Origin of the sequence: Mycobacterium sp., assembly GCF_032162605.1 — a bacterium.
Classification (GTDB): Bacteria; Actinomycetota; Actinomycetes; order Mycobacteriales; family Mycobacteriaceae; genus Mycobacterium.
The window spans coordinates 1-16,212 of sequence record NZ_JAVROT010000039.1 but is presented as its reverse complement, the minus strand read 5'-3'; the positions used below and the strand labels follow the sequence as shown (position 1 = coordinate 16,212).

The window sequence follows — 16,212 nt, the reverse complement described above, 5'->3', positions numbered from 1 at the left end:
CGATTACGACCGTGGTGGTTACATCGTGCCGTACTTCTTCCCCGTGATCGATGCGGCCTCGCCCAAGGTTGGCGGGGTCAAGGAAAACGCCAACGGCTACAGCCCCGGCGGCAACGACTTCGCCAACTTCTGGCTCACCTAGGCCATGACGAGTTACTTGAGGAGTTGTCAACATGACTGAGACACTCGAAGCACCGACGGGCGCCACCGCCCCCAAGAAGCCCAAGGGGCGGAAGAGTCACCCGATCCGCTCGCTGCTCGCGCGGCGACTGATCACCGGCGTCGTCTCGGTGTTCGTGATCTCCATCGTCGTGTACGCGGCGACGTTGATCCTGCCCGGTGACGCCGCGACCGCGATCCTCGGACAGCAGGCAACGCCACAACGGCTCGCCGACCTGCGCCACCAGCTTCATCTAGATCAGTCGCCGATCAGCGGATATCTGAGTTGGGTCTCGGGCGCCTTGCGTGGCGACTTCGGGACGTCGCTGACCCAGGGACAACCGGTGTGGGACCTCATGGGGTCTCGGCTGGCCAACTCGATCGTGCTGATCGTCGTGACGGCGATCATCTCGACGATCCTGGGCGTGCTGCTTGGCATGTGGGCGGCCGCTCGACACGACACCTGGATCGATCACTCGCTCTCGGTGACCGCCTTAGTGGCGAGCTCGCTGCCCGAGTTCGTCGTTGCGGTGTTCGTCGTGATGATCTTTGCGGTCACCGTATTCACCTGGTTTCCCGCGGTGAGCATCCTGCCTCTCGGCGAGCACATCTGGAACGAACCCAACAAATTGGTTCTTCCGGTGGTGGCACTGGTGATCGTGGTCACGCCCTATGTGTTCCGAATGTTCAGGGCCTCGCTGATCGAAGCCATGAGTTCCGACTACGTCGAGGTCGCAACGCTCAAAGGCGCGAGCACCCGCCGGCTGCTCTTCGGCCATGCCCTACCGAACTCTCTTGCGGCGACCATCCAGGTCGTCGGCCTGAATCTGCTCTATCTCGCAGGCGGGATCGCCCTCGTCGAAACCGTGTTCCAGTATCCGGGCATCGGGTTGAGCCTGGTGGCATCGATCACGGATCGAGACGTGCCGGTGATCCAGTTCCTGGTGGTGCTGCTCGCGATCGCCTATGTCTTCCTCAATGTGGCCACGGACGTGGCCGTCCTGCTCGTAACTCCCCGCCGACGACTCCCGAGGTGACCCGTGACCGACACCGTTAATTCAGCAGCACCATCGAAGGCGCCGACACCGGTCAAGCGGCGTGGCTCCGTCGCTCGGATCTTTCGCGGCGCCCTCGCCGCCCGTCGCGGGCAGGTGGGTCTGGCACTCACGCTTTTGGTCGTCGGTCTGGCGTTCATCGGACCGTTCATCCCCTCCGAATCGGCGACCGATTTCGCCGGAATGCCATACTCGTTGCCGGGCAACGGCAACGGCGTCCTGGGCACCGATGCGCTCGGCCGCGACGTACTTGCACGCCTTCTCCAGGGTGGCTGGTCATTGCTGCTCCTGGCGGCGACCTCCACTGTGCTCGCGGTGCTTCTCGGTGCCGTCGCCGGAGTGGTGGCGGCGTACCGCGGCAAGATGACCGAAACACTCATCATGCGCACGGTCGACGTCATGCTGGCGATCCCGCAGCTGGTCTTCGTACTGTTGATCGTCAGCGTGATCGGTGCGAAGCCGTGGCTGGTGGTCGTTGGCGTGACCTTGTGTCAGGCTCCGCAGGTCGCCAGAGTCATGTACGCCTCGGCGCAAGACATTTGCGAACGTGACTTCGTCAAGGCTGTCGCGTTGTGGGGCGTGCCTCCGCGCACGGTGATCACGCGACACATCATGCCCAGCTTGACTACGCCCTTGGCGGTGGAAAGCGGTCTACGACTGAGCTTCTCGATCATCTTGATCGCCGGCCTGAACTTCCTCGGGTTCGGCACACAGCCTCCCAACCCGTCCTGGGGCGTGATGGTGAACGAGAACAGGCTCGGCCTGGCAACGAACTACTGGGGCGTCCTGGCCCCTGCCATCGTGCTGGCCATTCTGGCCGTGGGGACCAACGTCTTCGCAGATGCGTTGGCGCGGGTGGCCTTTGGCGGCGAACGCGGTGAAGACGCACCATCGGTTACCACATTGGAGTTGACGACGAAATGACAGCAACAGTGGCGTATCCACGCCAAAGTAGCACCGCTGCCTCAGACGGCTTGGTCGTGGAGGGCTTGACAGTCGTCACCGATGGGCGCGGAACTCCTGTCGTCGAAGACATCTCCTTCCGCGTCGCTCCCGGCCAGGTCCTCGGTCTGGTGGGGGAGTCCGGTTCGGGCAAGAGCACCATTGGCGTGGCTCTTCTCGGCTTGGCGCGCAAGGGTTTGCGCATCGCGAGCGGTCGCGTGTCCATCGGCGGCGTCGACGTCCTGGCGCTAGGCGGCAAGGAACTGCAAGACGCTCGCGGCCGCCTGGTCGCATACGTCCCGCAAGATCCCGCCAGTGGTCTAAATCCCGCGCTGCGGGTCGGGCGGCAACTGCGCGAGGCGATCATCATTCATGGCGACGCGCTCTTCGACAACGAGACCGTCGACCAGCGCGTGGCGCAGTTGATGGGGGAGGTCGGACTGCCTGCTACGGCCGCATTCCTCAATAGCTACCCCCACCAGATGTCGGGTGGTCAGCAGCAACGCGTCGGAATCGCCATGGCATTCAGCTGCCGACCACGCGTGATCGTTCTCGACGAACCGACCACCGGGCTCGATGTGACCACGCAACGCCGGGTCCTGGAAACCGTGCGCGAGATGACGGTCGAACACCAGGTGACCTCGGTGTACGTGAGCCACGACCTGGCCGTGGTCGCCCAGCTCGCCGACCACACCGCCGTGCTCTACGCCGGCCGCCTCGTTGAGCACGCGGGCACCCAGGCCGTGTTTCGCGGGGCGCGCCATCCATACGCGGTGGGTCTTCTGAAAGCAGTCCCCAGTCCGACGCGCAGCGAGATTCTCGTCGGTATCGAGGGTCGGCCCCCGCGGCCGGGGCGGTGGCCCCATGGTTGCTCCTTCGCCGACCGGTGCAGCTCCGTCGAGGACGCCTGCCGGGAGGAACTGCCGGCCTTGCGCGATCTCGGAAACGGCGAGCCGCACTTGGTGAGGTGTATCTTCCCCGAACCCCCGGTGTCAGTAGAGCATGCCAAGGAACCGGTTCCCGCGTTGTCAGGACACCCGGACTCGGTACTCACGGTGCGCAACCTGGCCGCAAGCTATGGCCATCTGGAAGTCCTCCGCGACGTCTGCTTCGACGTCACGGCAGGACGATGTACCGCCGTCGTCGGCCAGTCGGGATCGGGCAAGACGACCTTGGCCCGCTCACTGGTCGGACTACACACCGACTGGACGGGCGACGTCGAACTCTCTGGCACCAAGCTCAGTTCGAATCCACAGCGCCGAAGCAAGGAACACCGTCGCACCCTGCAGTACGTCTTCCAAAACCCCTACGGATCATTGGATCCGCGGATGACGGTACGGCAGAACCTCGAAGAGCCGCTGCGCTACTTTTTCGACCTGTCCCGAGCCGAACGCAGCGAGAAGGTGAACGAAATCCTCCAAACCGTTGCGTTGTCCACGGAGTACGCAGAGCGCCTGCCGCAGCAGTTGTCTGGCGGCGAGCGACAACGCGTCGCAGTGGGGCGCGCGTTGATCGTCGACCCAGAGGTCATGGTCTGCGACGAGATCACCTCGGCGCTAGACGTTTCGGTGCAAGCGCTGCTGGTTGAGCAATTGCGCCAGATGCAATCCGAACGCGGACTGTCGATGGTATTCATTACGCACAACCTCGCCGTGGTGCGCAGTATCGCCCAAGAAGTCGTGGTGCTCTCCGAAGGCGTCATCGTCGAGCACGGCCCGGTCGACCAAGTCCTGGATCATCCCACGCACGAGTACACCCAGCGATTGCTCGCCGACCTACCGTCGACGGTGTGACGAGCTAACCGGCAGCCTTCCCCGGAAGGTCTCCCGCGTCACGGAGTCCACGAAAGCCCTGCCTCGCACTTGCTCGGCAGGGCTTTCGTGGTTTGCATCCGCGGGACTGCGGCAGTGGCACGCTCGACGGCGGGCGAAGCCCGCGCACAACGGTGCGTCTTCGGATGTTTGGTCCACGGGTCGACGGCTGACGCTCGCCATCTCCAAGAGTCAAAACCAAGGGAGGAGAGGCTGATCGCTTCTATGTTGCGATCAGCCGTACCTCAGGCGTAGACCTGCCCGTAGATGCGCTCGATGTCGTCCAGGGTCGGCACGACCGGATTGTTGGCCGGCGAACCCGATGCAATGGCCTGCTCGGCCATCAGTGGAGTCAGCTGAGTCCACGCGCCCTGGTCGATCCCGTAACTCTTCGGAGTCGGGACTTCCAAGTCGCGGCATAGTTCGGTGAGGGCCTCCACCATTGCCCGCGACGCAATTTCGTCGCTGGAACTCGGATCGGCGACTCCGTAGGCGCGGGCGCACTGGGCGTAGCGGGCTTCGGCGCCGGACACCGAGTAGGCCGTCACGGCGGGGAAGAGCATGGCGTTGGAAAGGCCGTGTGCGACGTGGAAGTGCGCTCCGATGGGGCGGCTCATTCCGTGTACCAGGGTGACACTGGAATTGGAGAAGGCCATGCCGGCTTGTGTTGCGGCTGCCATCATCGCCTCGCGTGCGGCGTGATCGGCCCCGTTCCGGTAGGCGCGACGAAGATTCGCCGAGATCAGCCCGATCGCCGACAGCGACATGGCATCGCTGATCGGGTTGGCCTTGCGGCTGACGTACGCCTCGACGGCGTGGGCGAGTGCGTCCACGCCGGTGTCCGCCGTGAGCCTGGGTGGCATCGACGTCGTGAGTTCGTAGTCGATGATCGCGGCGAAGGGAAGGAAGGACATGCCCGGACAGAGCATCTTCTCGTCATTGTCGCTGTCGCTGATGACGGTGAATTGCGTGGCTTCGGAACCACTTCCCGCAGTCGTAGGTATCGCGATGATGGGCAGGGCCGGGCCGCTATAGCTGTTCGGCGCCTTGAACTTGCGCATCGGGCCGCCCTGGGAGGCCAGCACGGCGAGTGCCTTCGCAGAGTCCATCGGACTTCCGCCGCCGAAGCCGATGACGCAATCTGCGTCGTGGGCGCGCACGGCCTCGACGCCGCGCTCTAGTGACTCCGTCGTGGGGTCTGGCACCGTCCCGTCGAAGACCGCCACCGTCAATCCCGCATTGCGGAGCAGTCGAAGGACGCGATCGGCGGCGCCGGTCTTGGTGAGATACGCGTCGGTGACGAGCAGCGGACGGTGCAGTCCGAGGCTCTCAATGAGGGCTGGAAGCTCGTTGACGGCGCCCGGGCCGATTCTCGAGTAACGGGGGAAAGCGATGTTTGCAGTCATGACCGGACTTTCGTTGTCGTCGAGGTGGGCCGGGAGACGGCCCGTGGGTCGGTCGCTGAGCGGCGTGCGCAACGAGCAGTTACTGGTTTTGGGGGAAGCCGGGGTTGATGCCGCCGTGGCTGGGGTCGAGCCAGCGGGCGGTGATGGCCTTGCCGCGGGTGAAGAAGTGCACGCCGTTGAGGCCGTGGGCGTGGGGTCTCCGCCATGTCGACTTCCTCTCCCCGTCGATGCCGTTGTCTAGTAATCGGTTACACGCGTTCGGTCACTCGATCGAGCCTTGAACCCGTTCGATCAGGTCACGCAGGTGGACGAAGCTCTTTTGGGCCGCGTCGAGACTGCCGCACTCCACCGAGAGAACGACGTCGTGATCCGCCTTCGACAGAGTGTTGACGATGCGCTCCCAATCGATGACTCCCTCGCCACACGCACAACCCAGCATGCCGCGGACCTTTCCGCGCAGGCGGCGGGCGTCCTCGACGCTGATGTCCTTGGCGTGCATGTGCGTGACCTGGCCGACGATCTGCTCCAGCCACTCATGGGGATCGTTCTCGCTGAGATAGCTGTTGCCGGTGTCGAGATTGATGGTCAAAGCCGGACTGTCGACCAGCGCCATCACCTTTTGCAGCCGCTCTGGAGTGGCGGTATACGGGCCGTGGGTTTCGATGGCGATCTTGATGCCCCGCGGTTCGGCGACCAGGGCGGCCTCTTGAAGCGTGTACCGCATCAAGGTGTAGTTCTCGTCCTCGGTGGTCCACAACGGTGTCGGACCGTCGTCGACCATGATCATCGGCGCACCGACTTCGGCCGCATACCGAATCGACTGACGGAGGTATTCCACGGCGACGTCGGGTTTGGCCAACGGGGCGTGGCTTGACAGCGAGGAGATCCGAAGACCCCGGTCGTCGGCGGCCTTCTTGAGGATGAGCGGATCGTCCAGCATCGACCGGCTGTGAAAGTAGCCCGCGGCGCTGAGAAGTTCGCGCCCCCAATGCACCATCGGCTCGATGTATTTGTAGCCGATCTCGGCGGCCTGATCCATTGCCCAGTCGAAGCCCTGGTTTTCCAGTCGCGCGAACTCAAGGTTCAGGCCCAGTTTGATGTTGCCCATGGCTAGACCTCCCGGCTCAGAAACCGCGCTTGCTGACGTACTCGTCGCGCGTTTCGCCGTGGTATGCAGGGATGGTGATGTCCCACCAACCCGTGGGATGCATTTCGGTCCAAGGCAACTCATGGGCGCTCATGACCTCCAGCACCACGGGACCCGGAGTCGCGAAGGCACGCTCGACGGCGTCGGCGAGCTTTTCGGGATCCTCGACGCGCTCAGCAGTGCAACCCAGTGAGCGCGCAAAGTTGGTGATGTCGGCGAAGTAGGGCTTGCCGTCGGGTGTCGTCCAGTTCGTGGTGGCCTTGCGGCCCTCGCCGAAGAGGTTGATCTGGAGATCCTTGATCGCTTCCCAGCCGCCATTGTTGAGGACGACCACGACCAGTGGCACACCCAGCATGGCCACCGCGGCGAGCTCGGTGCCGGTCTGCAGGAAGCTGCCGTCGCCGATCATGGCCAGCACCGGTGTGTCCGGACGTGCCACCTGTGCGCCGATCGCGGCGGGCAGCCCAAAGCCGATGCCCGAGAAGCCGCCGGCGACGATGTTGGTCTTCGGCCCGTAGATCGGAAACTCGTTGAAGGCCTGGTTAGCTGGGTTGCTCGAATCCGTGACAAGGATGCCTTCCCGGGGCAATGCCTTGCGGATCTCGACCATGGCCCGAGAGTTGGTCATCGGCAGGTAGTCGGTGGTCCGCATGGGACGCAGGTGCTCGTCCCACTTCGCCTTGAGATCCTGAAGTTCGGTGAAGTAGTCCGTGGAGCGGTAATCCAGAGCCGGCTTCTTGTCGGCCAGCGCGCCCGCCAGTGCTTGCAGCGAGGTCTTGGCGTCACCGACGATTCCGACCTCCACCGGGTAGTTGCGGCCGATCTCGAACCCGTCGATGTCAATCTGAATCAGCTTGGTGTCGGGGATGTTGAAGGTGACTCCGGGGCGGTAGGACGACGTGACACGGTCGCTGAAGCGGCAGCCGATCGCCAGGATCACGTCGGCCGTACGGGTCACGCCGTTGCCCGGGATGGAACCCATATCGCCGCACGGCCATGCATACAGGTCGTGGTCGGCGGGGAAGGCACCCTTGCCTTGGAAGGAATGGGTGACGGGCGCACCGAGGTACTCGGCCAGGGCGAGCAGTTCGGGCGTCGCGTCGGCGGCGATCACACCGCCACCGACCAGGATCACCGGACGCGTTGCTCCAGCGAGCAGCTCAGCGGCCTGCGCGATGGCGATGGGGTCGCCGGTCGAACGGGTCGCCGCGCGACGGGCACCCGTCTGGGGGGTGTATTCGCCGTACTCGGCCTGAAGATCCTGCGGAATGTCGACGAGCACCGGCCCTCGGCGTCCCTCGTACATCGTGTTGAAGGCTTGCGCCAGCGCGGTGGGAATGGACTCGACGCGGTTGGGCTGCCACCAGCGCTTGACCACCGGCTCGGCCATCCGCGGAAAGTTGTTGCCGTGCGGACGGTCGATTTCCTGAAGGACGCCGCGGTTCTCCATGTAGGTGTGCACCGCTCCGGTGAGCAGTAGCAGTGGCTGGGAGTCGGCGAAGGCGGTGGCCAATCCGGTCAGGGTGTTCGTCGCGCCGGGCCCGATCGACGTACAGACCGCGGCGACCTTGCCGGAGGCGCGGTAGTAGCCGTCGGCCATGTGCGCCGCCCCCTGCTCGTGCATGGCCGGGACCAGTTCGATCTCGTCGGCGCGGTCGACGAACGCGTCGAGCAGCGCGGTGTTTCCGTGGCCGGGGATGGCGAACACCTTTTCGACGCCCTCGCGGATCAGGATGTCGACCACCATTTGGCCGCCGGTCAGTTTCTTCGTCGTCATGACACTGCTTTCATGGGTCTTGGCGGGAGGGATTCACTGGTCATCCGGCCGCAAGGGCGCGGCGATCGAGACTGCAGGCGGCGATCGTGGGAGCGACGCGGAATGCGTTGGCCGCGATCGTCAACGCTGGGTTCATCACCGGGAGGGAAGGGAAGAAGGCCGAGTCCACGACGAAGAGGCTGTCGACGTCGTGAGTGCGACAGCTGGGGTCGAGCACCGAGGCGGAGGGGTCGTCGCCGGCCCGCACGGTGCCTGCCTGATGCGAATTGACCTCGATGCCGGTGCCCTCAGAGAACACGATCGGATACCCCATCTTGCGCACCAGCTTGGTGGTCTCACGGACCAGGACCTGGTGTGCTCGAACGTTGTTTGGTACCCAGGCGATCTCGATGCCGCCGTCTCGTCGCAGGTTCACCCTGTTCTCCGGGACGGGCAGATCCTCGGTGAACAGCCACCAGTCGGTACTGCGCCTGGTGGCCATGTTGAGCGCCCACATCGGCACGTGTGGCTGTTGTCCCTTGACCATGGCGCCTTGGAGTTTGCCGATGAGTTGTACGTGGCCCAGGGGATATGGGTGGTCGGGCGTTCCGTGCAAGTAGAAGTCGTTGAAGTACAGCGTCTTCTGAAACACCGAGGTGTTCCGCCGGAATGGGTTGATGCCGATCAGGATCGAGTTGTTGTGAACCATGTAGTTGCGACCGACTTGATCTGACGAGTTCGCCAGACCACGGGGGTGGTGTTCGTTGGCGGAGCGCAGCAACAACGCTGCTGAGTTGACCGCACCGCACGCGACGACGACAGTGCCCGCCTTGATGGTCGTGTGCGTGCCATTGACGCGGCATTCCACGCCGACGGCATGCTTGCCAGTGGGGTCTGTGAGCACTCGGTCGACCAGCGCACCGGTGACGAGTTCGACGGCACCACTGGCCACTGCAGGTCGCACGCAGCACACGTCGGCGTCGGATTTGGCGAGGGTCCGGCACGGAAACCCGTCGCACGTAGCACATCTGATGCAGGAGCCGCCCTGTCGAAGATCGAGGCCCAGCGGGATCGTCGATGGCGTTCGACCGAGCCTTCGCAGCTTGTCGGCGGCGGCTTGAACGGGCTGTTCGTGACCGAGGCCGGGGAAGGGGAACGGCTCGGTGCGATCCAGCGTTGGATCATCGAGCTCGCCGTGCACCTTGAAGACCTGCTCGGCGCGTCGGTAGTGGGGCGCGAGTTCTTCGTAGTCGAACGGCCAAGCGGGCGACTCGCCGTCCTGATGCGTGGTGGAGAGAAAGTCCTCGCGGCGGAACCGCACCAACGATGATCCGTAGAACTTGGTGTTGCCGCCGACGTAGTAATACGTACCGGGACTGAAGGGCTTACCGTCGACGCCGTACCAGCTCTCGGCATTCTTGTAGCGTCCCCGGGCGAAAACTTCGTCAGCATCCCAGTTTTCGGGCTCCTGCGGTACGAACCCGCCGCGCTCCAGCAACAGGACGCTGACCCCCGCGTCCTTCAGCGCATAGGCGAGCGTGCCGCCGCCCATACCGCTGCCGACGATGATCACGTCGTAGTGGTCACGCGCGGGCTGGGAATTGCTCACTGGCAGGGTGTCCAGCATTCGTCTCGGTTCCTCTCCGCTTCAGATGAGCTGAGTCGTCTCCGGCAGCGCGCGGGTCGGCGACGATGAGTGCGACGCCAGGTTGGGCCGTGCAAGTGTCGCGGGCGACGACAGCTCGGAGCGCTGATATAAACAGCATTCCCGATTCGGCTGTCCTCCATCAGACGCAACCCGCGAAGCCAACCGCGCTGTGGTGTTACACAGTGTGCACCAGGGCAGCGGTTCCTTCGGACCGGTTCGGCGCGTTCAGTCCCCGGTGCTGCGGCCGAATGACTAGGTCTCGGGAGTGGGAGCATCCAGTCGGATGAGCCCTGCGGCACGCAGGTCGTCCCACAGCTCACCGGGCAGGTCCACTTCGAAGAGTTCCGCATTGGTGGCCTGCTGCTGCTCGTTGCGGGCGCCGATGCAGGCGCTGACGACGGCCGGGTGGGCATAGGCAAATTGCAGCGCCACGGCCGGCAGTGGCACACCGTGCCGTCGGCAGGCTTCCTCGAGCTGACCGGCTTTTGCCAGGATGTTCTCGTCGGCGGGAGCGTAGTTGAAGCGGGCGCCGGGGACTGGGCCGGTGGCAAGCACCCCGCTGTTGTAGACGCCGCCGAGCACGATGCCGACACCACGCTCCTCGCAGATCGGGAAGAGCTCGTCGAGCGGGTCCTGCTCGAGCAGTGTGTATCGCCCAGCCAGCAGGCACAGGTCGGAATCGGTGGCTTTGACCGCTTCTACCATCAGGTCGGTCTCGTTGATGCCGAACCCGATGGCCTTGACGACCTGCTGCTCGCGCAAGGACTCCAACGCGGGGAAGGCACTGACGATCGCTTGATGGAAGAGTTCGGGCGCGGTCGAACCGTGGGTGTAGCGGTCGCAGTCGTGGATGAACAGGACATCGAAGTGATCGGTGAGCATCCGCTGCATACTCTGCTCGACCGCGCGCATCACGCCGTCGTAGGAATAGTCGTAGTCCGCCACGAACGGCGGGATCTCGAGGTACTGACCGTTCACCGACGGTGCATCGAGCGTCGGGGCGAGCACGCGGCCCACCTTCGTCGATAGCACCAGTTCACTGCGGTCGCGCGTGCGGAGAGCGTGACCGAGACGGTGTTCGCTGAGACCGTTGCCGTATCCGGGGGCGGTGTCGAAGTACCTGATTCCTTGATCCCAGGCCTGCGAGATCATGTCCTCGGCGCCGGCGTCGCTGAAGACGCCGTTGAAGTTGCCGATAGGCGCGGCTCCGAAGCTGAGGGCGGTGAACGTCAAGCCCGATCGCTTGTTGACCCTGGTGTCGGAAACCTTCATGCCACATCCTCGCCCTCGTGGTGGTTGCACGGCCGCGAGAGCGATCGTCGTTGCTGCACTCGTTCCGTCAATTCGAAAGCCGCTATTGCGCAGGCATTTTCGAGCCTAGCCACATCTGAGGTTAGGGCGCTCTACCCAGGATGCGAAATTCCGGGTGCCTCGACTGCACGGAGTGTGTCACAGACGTCGTGCCGCTGGCCATCGGTGCTGAATCGACGCTCGAGCGACCCTCCGAGTCGCGCACCGTCGAGAAGTGCGTCGGCGAGTTTGCGCGGCGCCGCCGCATCGCCGATGACGTGTACTCGTCCGCCGATGCGGACCCGGATGGCGTCGGCCAGCGAGCGCACGGATTCCATCCGGGAAGCAATCAAGACACGCGTTGCCGGAATGTCATACCGCCGACCGGATCCACGTAGGTGGCTTCGACGCGCAGAAGCCCGACCCCGCCGCGCGCGCGAGCCACGAGATAGTCGACGTAGCGCTGCGTCATCACGCCGTCTGCCGTGCAGAGATTCTTCTCCATCGGCGCCATCAGCACACGATTGGGCAGGCGTAGTCCACGAATCTCGAAGGGATCGAAGATTCCCACCTGGGGGGTCCGCGGGTCACTCGCGGCTGCGGTGGGCACGACACATGACGCTAGGGGTGCCATCGGGCTGAGACCAGACTCATCACGCGCAGTCGTATGCCCTCGGGTGCACATTGTGAGAAAAGAGGTGTCGGCCGAGTACTCGGACCCGACCCATTGCGACCGGCGGGCACACGAATCGTGCAAAAGCTGCCGCAGGACTGCGCATTGTGAGTCTGGCTGGTGCTCCATTCGACTTGCGAGCATTGGTGGCAAGACACGTCGTCACCGCGAATCAAGGAAAATCGAACCCATGGGTCAGTTGGATGGCAAGGTAGCGTTCATCACGGGAATCGCCCGGGGACAGGGGCGTTCACATGCGCTGATCCTGGCGCGCGAGGGTGCGGACATCATTGGATTGGACGTCTGCAAGAAGCCCTCGTCCACGCCCTATCCCGGCGCGTCGCCCGAAGATCTCGAGGAGACGATCGCGCTCGTCGAGGAGACGGGCCGCAAGATCGTTGCAGAACAGGCGGACGTGCGCGTCCTCGCGCAGGTTCAGGCAGTCTTCGATCGAGGTATCGCACACTTCGGCCGCGTGGACATCGTGCTCCCGAACGCGGGGATCTGTGCCGGCGGCCTGACGTGGGAGATCAGCCCCGAAGACTGGCAGGAAATGCTCGACGTCAACCTCACCGGTCCCTGGAACACCGTGCGGGTGGCGCTTCCGACGCTGATCGAACAAGGCGATGGCGGTTCCATCGTGTTCACCGGATCCGTCGATGCCCTCAAGGGATCGGCGAACATCTCGTCCTACGCCGCGTCGAAGCACGGCGTGACCGGACTGATGAGGTCGCTGGCCAACGAGGTAGGTCAGTACGGGATCAGGGTCAACTCCATCAACCCGGGTCACGTCGACACCGACATGCTCGGAAACGAGTTCGTGTGGAAGTTGTTTCGTCCGGACCTCGAGCAGCCCACCAAGGATGACGTGGTCGGATCCTTCCAGGGAACCAACCTGTTACCGGTTCCGTGGATGAAGCCCGAGGACATCAGCAATGCCATCCTGTACCTGGTCTCCGATGCGGGCCGCTACGCAACTGGTACGACACAGTTGCTGGACTCCGGCTTCTTGGCCAAGTCCTAGGTGCTGCTGCCGATGGGCGAGATCGACGTCCCGCCGACTCGATTTCGACCCATCGGCGAGCGCCCCTTCGGCACAGTCATATACCCCATGGCGCCCACGAAGAGCATCGAGTCAGTCCCTCCTCGCGCCCGGCTTGCCGGTCCATCGCGTGCCGTCACGCTGCCCCCACCAGGGGGTCCAGAGTGGAGTTGGCAGCTGCAGGCCCGTTGCCGGGGATATCCCGTGGCCCTGTTCTTTCCCGAAGAAGTTCGGGGAGCGGCACGCATGCGGCAGGAGGCCAGGGCCAAGCTGATTTGCGTGGACTGTCCGGTTTTGCCCCGAGCCGTGACCATGCCCCGAGCGTTCCGGAGGCGTGGGGGATATGGGGCGCGACGACGCCGCGCGAACGGGACCTGCGTTAGCCGCCGAAGTCCGATTGAGGTTGGCAAGGCACTGGTTCGGCGCTTTGCCGCAGACCGACTGCGCGCAACCTGGCAACGCGAAACCCTGGTGAACTCCAGGATGTCGATGTCGATACGACGGCGAACGGAATTGCCACCAACGACGATGTAATCCATTCCCGTGCAATCGATTCAGCCAGTTCGCCCACGCAGATGCCGGCAGTGGGCGAAGTTGCTTGAGGCAACGCGATCGGACCGGCGCGATGTTCGACTCAGGTGTGTAGTCGAGGGCCGGCATATTGCACATCCTGAGTCTGTCCGGCGACTAGCAGTCCATCAATACTGAGGTTGCGGTCGAAGCCGCGGGCCTCCCCGCGACGCCCCCCACGACGGCCACTATCGTTAAGGAGACTCACCGTGTCGGTCACCCTCAAAGCCCCAGCGGCGCAGGTCGGCACCGTCCACAAGAGCGACCCACAGGTCGTGGAGACGGTTGCAGCGGTTCTCGAGGACATCCGCGCCAACGGTGACTCCGCGGTGCGCAAGTACTCCGAGAAGTTCGACAAGTGGACGCCGGAAAGCTTCCGTCTCAGCAATGACGAGGTGGCCAAGATCGTGTCGGATCTGCCGTCAACGGTCATCGACGACTTGACCTTCGTGCAGCAGCAAGTCCGGAACTTCGCCCAGGCGCAACGCGATTCGATGCTCGACGTCGAGATCGAGACTCTGCCGGGCGTGCGGCTGGGCCACAAGCACGTACCAGTGTCGGCCTCCGGCGCATACGTACCCGGTGGTCGCTATCCACTCACGGCGTCTGCGCACATGACGGTCGTGACGGCGAAGGTGGCTGGTGTCGAGCGCGTTGCTGCCACCACCCCTCCCAACGGGGGCGAACCACCACAGATGAGCGTGGCGGCAATGCATTTGGCCGGTGCGGACGAGATCTACGTTCTAGGAGGGGTACAGGCGATTGGCGCCTTGGCGCTAGGCACCGAGACGATCGCCCCGGTGAACCTGCTCACCGGCCCAGGCAACGCCTACGTCGCCGAGGCCAAGCGCCAACTCTTCGGTGAGGTCGGCATCGATCTGTTCGCAGGACCCACCGAGGTACTGATCATCGCCGACGACACCGCCGATCCGTTCATCGTGGCCGCGGATCTGCTCAGCCAGGCCGAACATGGGCTCGACTCTCCGTGCGTGCTCATCACGACGTCCGAGCGCGTGGGCCGCGCGGCCATCGCCGAAGTATCGCGCCAGCTGCAGAATCTTCCCACCAGTCCGGTGGCGAGAGTGTCCTGGGAGAGATTCGGCGAAGTGCACCTGGTCGATGATCTCAATGAGGCGTTCGCACTGGGGGACCGATTCGCGAGCGAGCACGTTCAGGTCCTGACCGCCGAACCGCGTCGCGCACTCACCGAGATGCACGACTACGGCGCGCTATTCCTGGGCGAGAAGACGTGTGTCTCATACGGCGATAAGGCGATCGGTACCAATCACGTGCTGCCCACACTGGGTGCGGCTCGGTACACCGGTGGGCTGTGGGTGGGAAAGTTCCTCAAGACGGTCACCTACCAGGAGATCGAAGACGCGGCGTCCAGCGCGGAGCTTGGCCGCATCTGCGGACGCGCAGCGCGCCTGGAGAACTTCGAGGGGCACGCCCGCTCGGCGGACGTACGTGCGGCGAAGTTCGGCGGCGACTCGCTTCCGTGGAGCGAGCACGAATTCGGTCGCACCAGCACGTTCTCGGCCCACTGAGCAAGCATCGAGGGTATCGGTGAGCGCCGAACGACCGGTCGACCATACCCGTGACGGGAGAAGTACTTTGAGCGTCGAGCGCGAGTCCAAGATCCCCACGCTGCGGGCGGTCGATCATAGCGCCTACACCGTGCCGAATCTGGACCAGGCGGTCGCGTTCTTCGTCGATCACTTCGGCGCGGAACTCGTCTTTCGCGACGGGCCATTTGCCGACGACGTGTCGGACGGCATGCGGCGCCGGCTCAACGTCGACCCACGTGCCGTGAGCAAGATCGCCATGATCCGGATCGGCAAGCACCACAACGTCGAACTGTTCGAGTACACGACACCGGTCCAGCAGACGGTTCTTCCCCGCAACAGTGACATCGGTGGTCATCACATGGGGTTCTACGTGGATGACATCGATGCCGCCTACGACTACGTGCGTTCGATTCCCGGCGTCGTGGTCCAAGAAGGACCCAACGGCGTCGACCCCGCGGCGCCCGTCGCGGGTCAGCGATGGTTCTACTTCGTGTCTCCGTGGGGTATGCAGCTCGAACTGACGACGTGTGCCAGTGGCGGTTTCTACGACGGGCTGCCAGGGGCGGCGATGGCACCACCGAGCGCGAGCTGGCGGTAGCCGCAAAACCTGTCAGGTCGCCGGATCCTGCCGCTGTCAGCAAAATGGCCGCGCCGTCAGCGGGTCCCTTTGGCTGCGCGCGCAATTCGCGCGCAATGGTTTCGATCACCCTGATGTCGTTGGTCAACAAGTGCAATTTCGCTTGCATCTCTTGCGCATATTGCTCCTAGCGGCACAGCCCTGTACTAGGCAGACTCAGCCGTAGATAGAGAACGGCCCCCCGTCAACCAGCTCAAACATCTTCAAACCGCGTTCACGGCTCGGCCTCGATGGTGGAACCTTCAATCGGGCCGGTGCGGTTCGTGGGGAGATCCGAGTGCGGGCTGTCGGCACTGCCGCAGCGGGATCCGATCAGCGAGTTAAGGAATTCTGATGACCGATCAACTGAAATCAGCTAATTCGGGCCCGTCGCGCGCGACATTTGGGCGGCGGGGGTTCTTGGTGACGGCGGCGGCGGTGGGTGCTGCGGTGGGGTTGGCGGCGTGTGGTGGTGGTGGTTCGGGGTCTCCGCAGGGGTCGGGGGGTCCGACTGGGGCGCCGAAGGCCG

At 64.1% G+C, this 16,212-nt stretch carries 14 protein-coding genes and 1 pseudogene; 7 read left to right on the top strand and 8 right to left on the bottom strand.

The genetic code is table 11. From position 1 onward, the window contains the following. Positions 1–173 precede the first annotated feature (173 nt). Genes QOI01_RS02020 through QOI01_RS02010 form a run of 3 tightly spaced genes read left to right on the top strand, consistent with a single transcriptional unit; the run spans position 174 to position 3,949 of the window. Positions 174–1,196: an ABC transporter permease gene (locus QOI01_RS02020; RefSeq protein WP_526378107.1), complete on the top strand. Its 1,023-nt coding sequence runs from the start codon at positions 174–176 to the stop codon at positions 1,194–1,196. Positions 1,197–1,199: 3 nt separating this feature from the next. After that, the gene (locus QOI01_RS02015) at positions 1,200–2,138 is read left to right on the top strand and encodes an ABC transporter permease (RefSeq protein WP_526378106.1); all 939 of its coding nucleotides are present in this window, start codon (positions 1,200–1,202) and stop codon (positions 2,136–2,138) included. A gap of 56 nt (positions 2,139–2,194) precedes the next feature. Next, positions 2,195–3,949 (top strand): ABC transporter ATP-binding protein, encoded by a 1,755-nt coding sequence (locus tag QOI01_RS02010; RefSeq protein WP_526378104.1) that lies wholly within the window; start codon positions 2,195–2,197, stop codon positions 3,947–3,949. Positions 3,950–4,212: 263 nt separating this feature from the next. Here the strand turns inward: QOI01_RS02010 and QOI01_RS02005 are convergent, their stop codons facing one another. The 8 genes and pseudogenes from QOI01_RS02005 to QOI01_RS01970 all read right to left on the bottom strand — a co-directional run bounded on the left by QOI01_RS02005 (position 4,213) and on the right by QOI01_RS01970 (position 11,824). After that, complete coding sequence (locus QOI01_RS02005; protein ID WP_526378103.1) at positions 4,213–5,373, bottom strand: iron-containing alcohol dehydrogenase; 1,161 nt, start codon at positions 5,371–5,373, stop codon at positions 4,213–4,215. A 79-nt stretch (positions 5,374–5,452) separates the two neighbouring features. Then, a pseudogene (locus QOI01_RS02000) lies at positions 5,453–5,569 on the bottom strand (methylmalonate-semialdehyde dehydrogenase); the annotation flags it as partial. Positions 5,570–5,635: 66 nt separating this feature from the next. Continuing rightward, positions 5,636–6,481 carry a sugar phosphate isomerase/epimerase family protein gene (locus QOI01_RS01995; protein ID WP_526378101.1) on the bottom strand — a complete coding sequence of 282 codons (846 nt, stop codon included), beginning with the start codon at positions 6,479–6,481 and terminating at the stop codon, positions 5,636–5,638. A gap of 16 nt (positions 6,482–6,497) precedes the next feature. Continuing rightward, positions 6,498–8,297: a thiamine pyrophosphate-binding protein gene (locus QOI01_RS01990; protein ID WP_526378099.1), complete on the bottom strand. Its 1,800-nt coding sequence runs from the start codon at positions 8,295–8,297 to the stop codon at positions 6,498–6,500. A 40-nt stretch (positions 8,298–8,337) separates the two neighbouring features. Beyond that, complete coding sequence (locus tag QOI01_RS01985; protein WP_526378097.1) at positions 8,338–9,903, bottom strand: GMC family oxidoreductase N-terminal domain-containing protein; 1,566 nt, start codon at positions 9,901–9,903, stop codon at positions 8,338–8,340. A gap of 273 nt (positions 9,904–10,176) precedes the next feature. Continuing rightward, positions 10,177–11,196 (bottom strand): aldo/keto reductase, encoded by a 1,020-nt coding sequence (locus tag QOI01_RS01980; RefSeq protein ID WP_526378095.1) that lies wholly within the window; start codon positions 11,194–11,196, stop codon positions 10,177–10,179. A gap of 131 nt (positions 11,197–11,327) precedes the next feature. Then, entirely contained in the window at positions 11,328–11,552 is a 225-nt protein-coding gene (locus tag QOI01_RS01975; RefSeq protein ID WP_526378093.1) for a hypothetical protein, read from the bottom strand. Between the two features lie 11 nt (positions 11,553–11,563). Then, positions 11,564–11,824 carry an oxidoreductase gene (locus QOI01_RS01970; RefSeq protein WP_526378091.1) on the bottom strand — a complete coding sequence of 87 codons (261 nt, stop codon included), beginning with the start codon at positions 11,822–11,824 and terminating at the stop codon, positions 11,564–11,566. A gap of 253 nt (positions 11,825–12,077) precedes the next feature. Between QOI01_RS01970 and QOI01_RS01965 the strand changes: the two genes are divergently transcribed. The 4 genes from QOI01_RS01965 (at position 12,078) to QOI01_RS01950 (ending at position 15,665) form a co-directional block, all read left to right on the top strand. Further along, positions 12,078–12,911, top strand: coding sequence for a mycofactocin-coupled SDR family oxidoreductase (locus QOI01_RS01965; RefSeq protein ID WP_526378090.1), 834 nt, complete (start codon positions 12,078–12,080; stop codon positions 12,909–12,911). Positions 12,912–12,923: 12 nt separating this feature from the next. Continuing rightward, positions 12,924–13,463: a WhiB family transcriptional regulator gene (locus QOI01_RS01960; protein WP_526378088.1), complete on the top strand. Its 540-nt coding sequence runs from the start codon at positions 12,924–12,926 to the stop codon at positions 13,461–13,463. 245 nt (positions 13,464–13,708) lie between these two features. Beyond that, positions 13,709–15,046 carry a histidinol dehydrogenase gene (hisD, locus tag QOI01_RS01955; RefSeq protein WP_526378086.1) on the top strand — a complete coding sequence of 446 codons (1,338 nt, stop codon included), beginning with the start codon at positions 13,709–13,711 and terminating at the stop codon, positions 15,044–15,046. A 67-nt stretch (positions 15,047–15,113) separates the two neighbouring features. Further along, positions 15,114–15,665 (top strand): VOC family protein, encoded by a 552-nt coding sequence (locus QOI01_RS01950; protein ID WP_526378084.1) that lies wholly within the window; start codon positions 15,114–15,116, stop codon positions 15,663–15,665. The last annotated feature ends 547 nt before the right edge of the window (positions 15,666–16,212 follow it).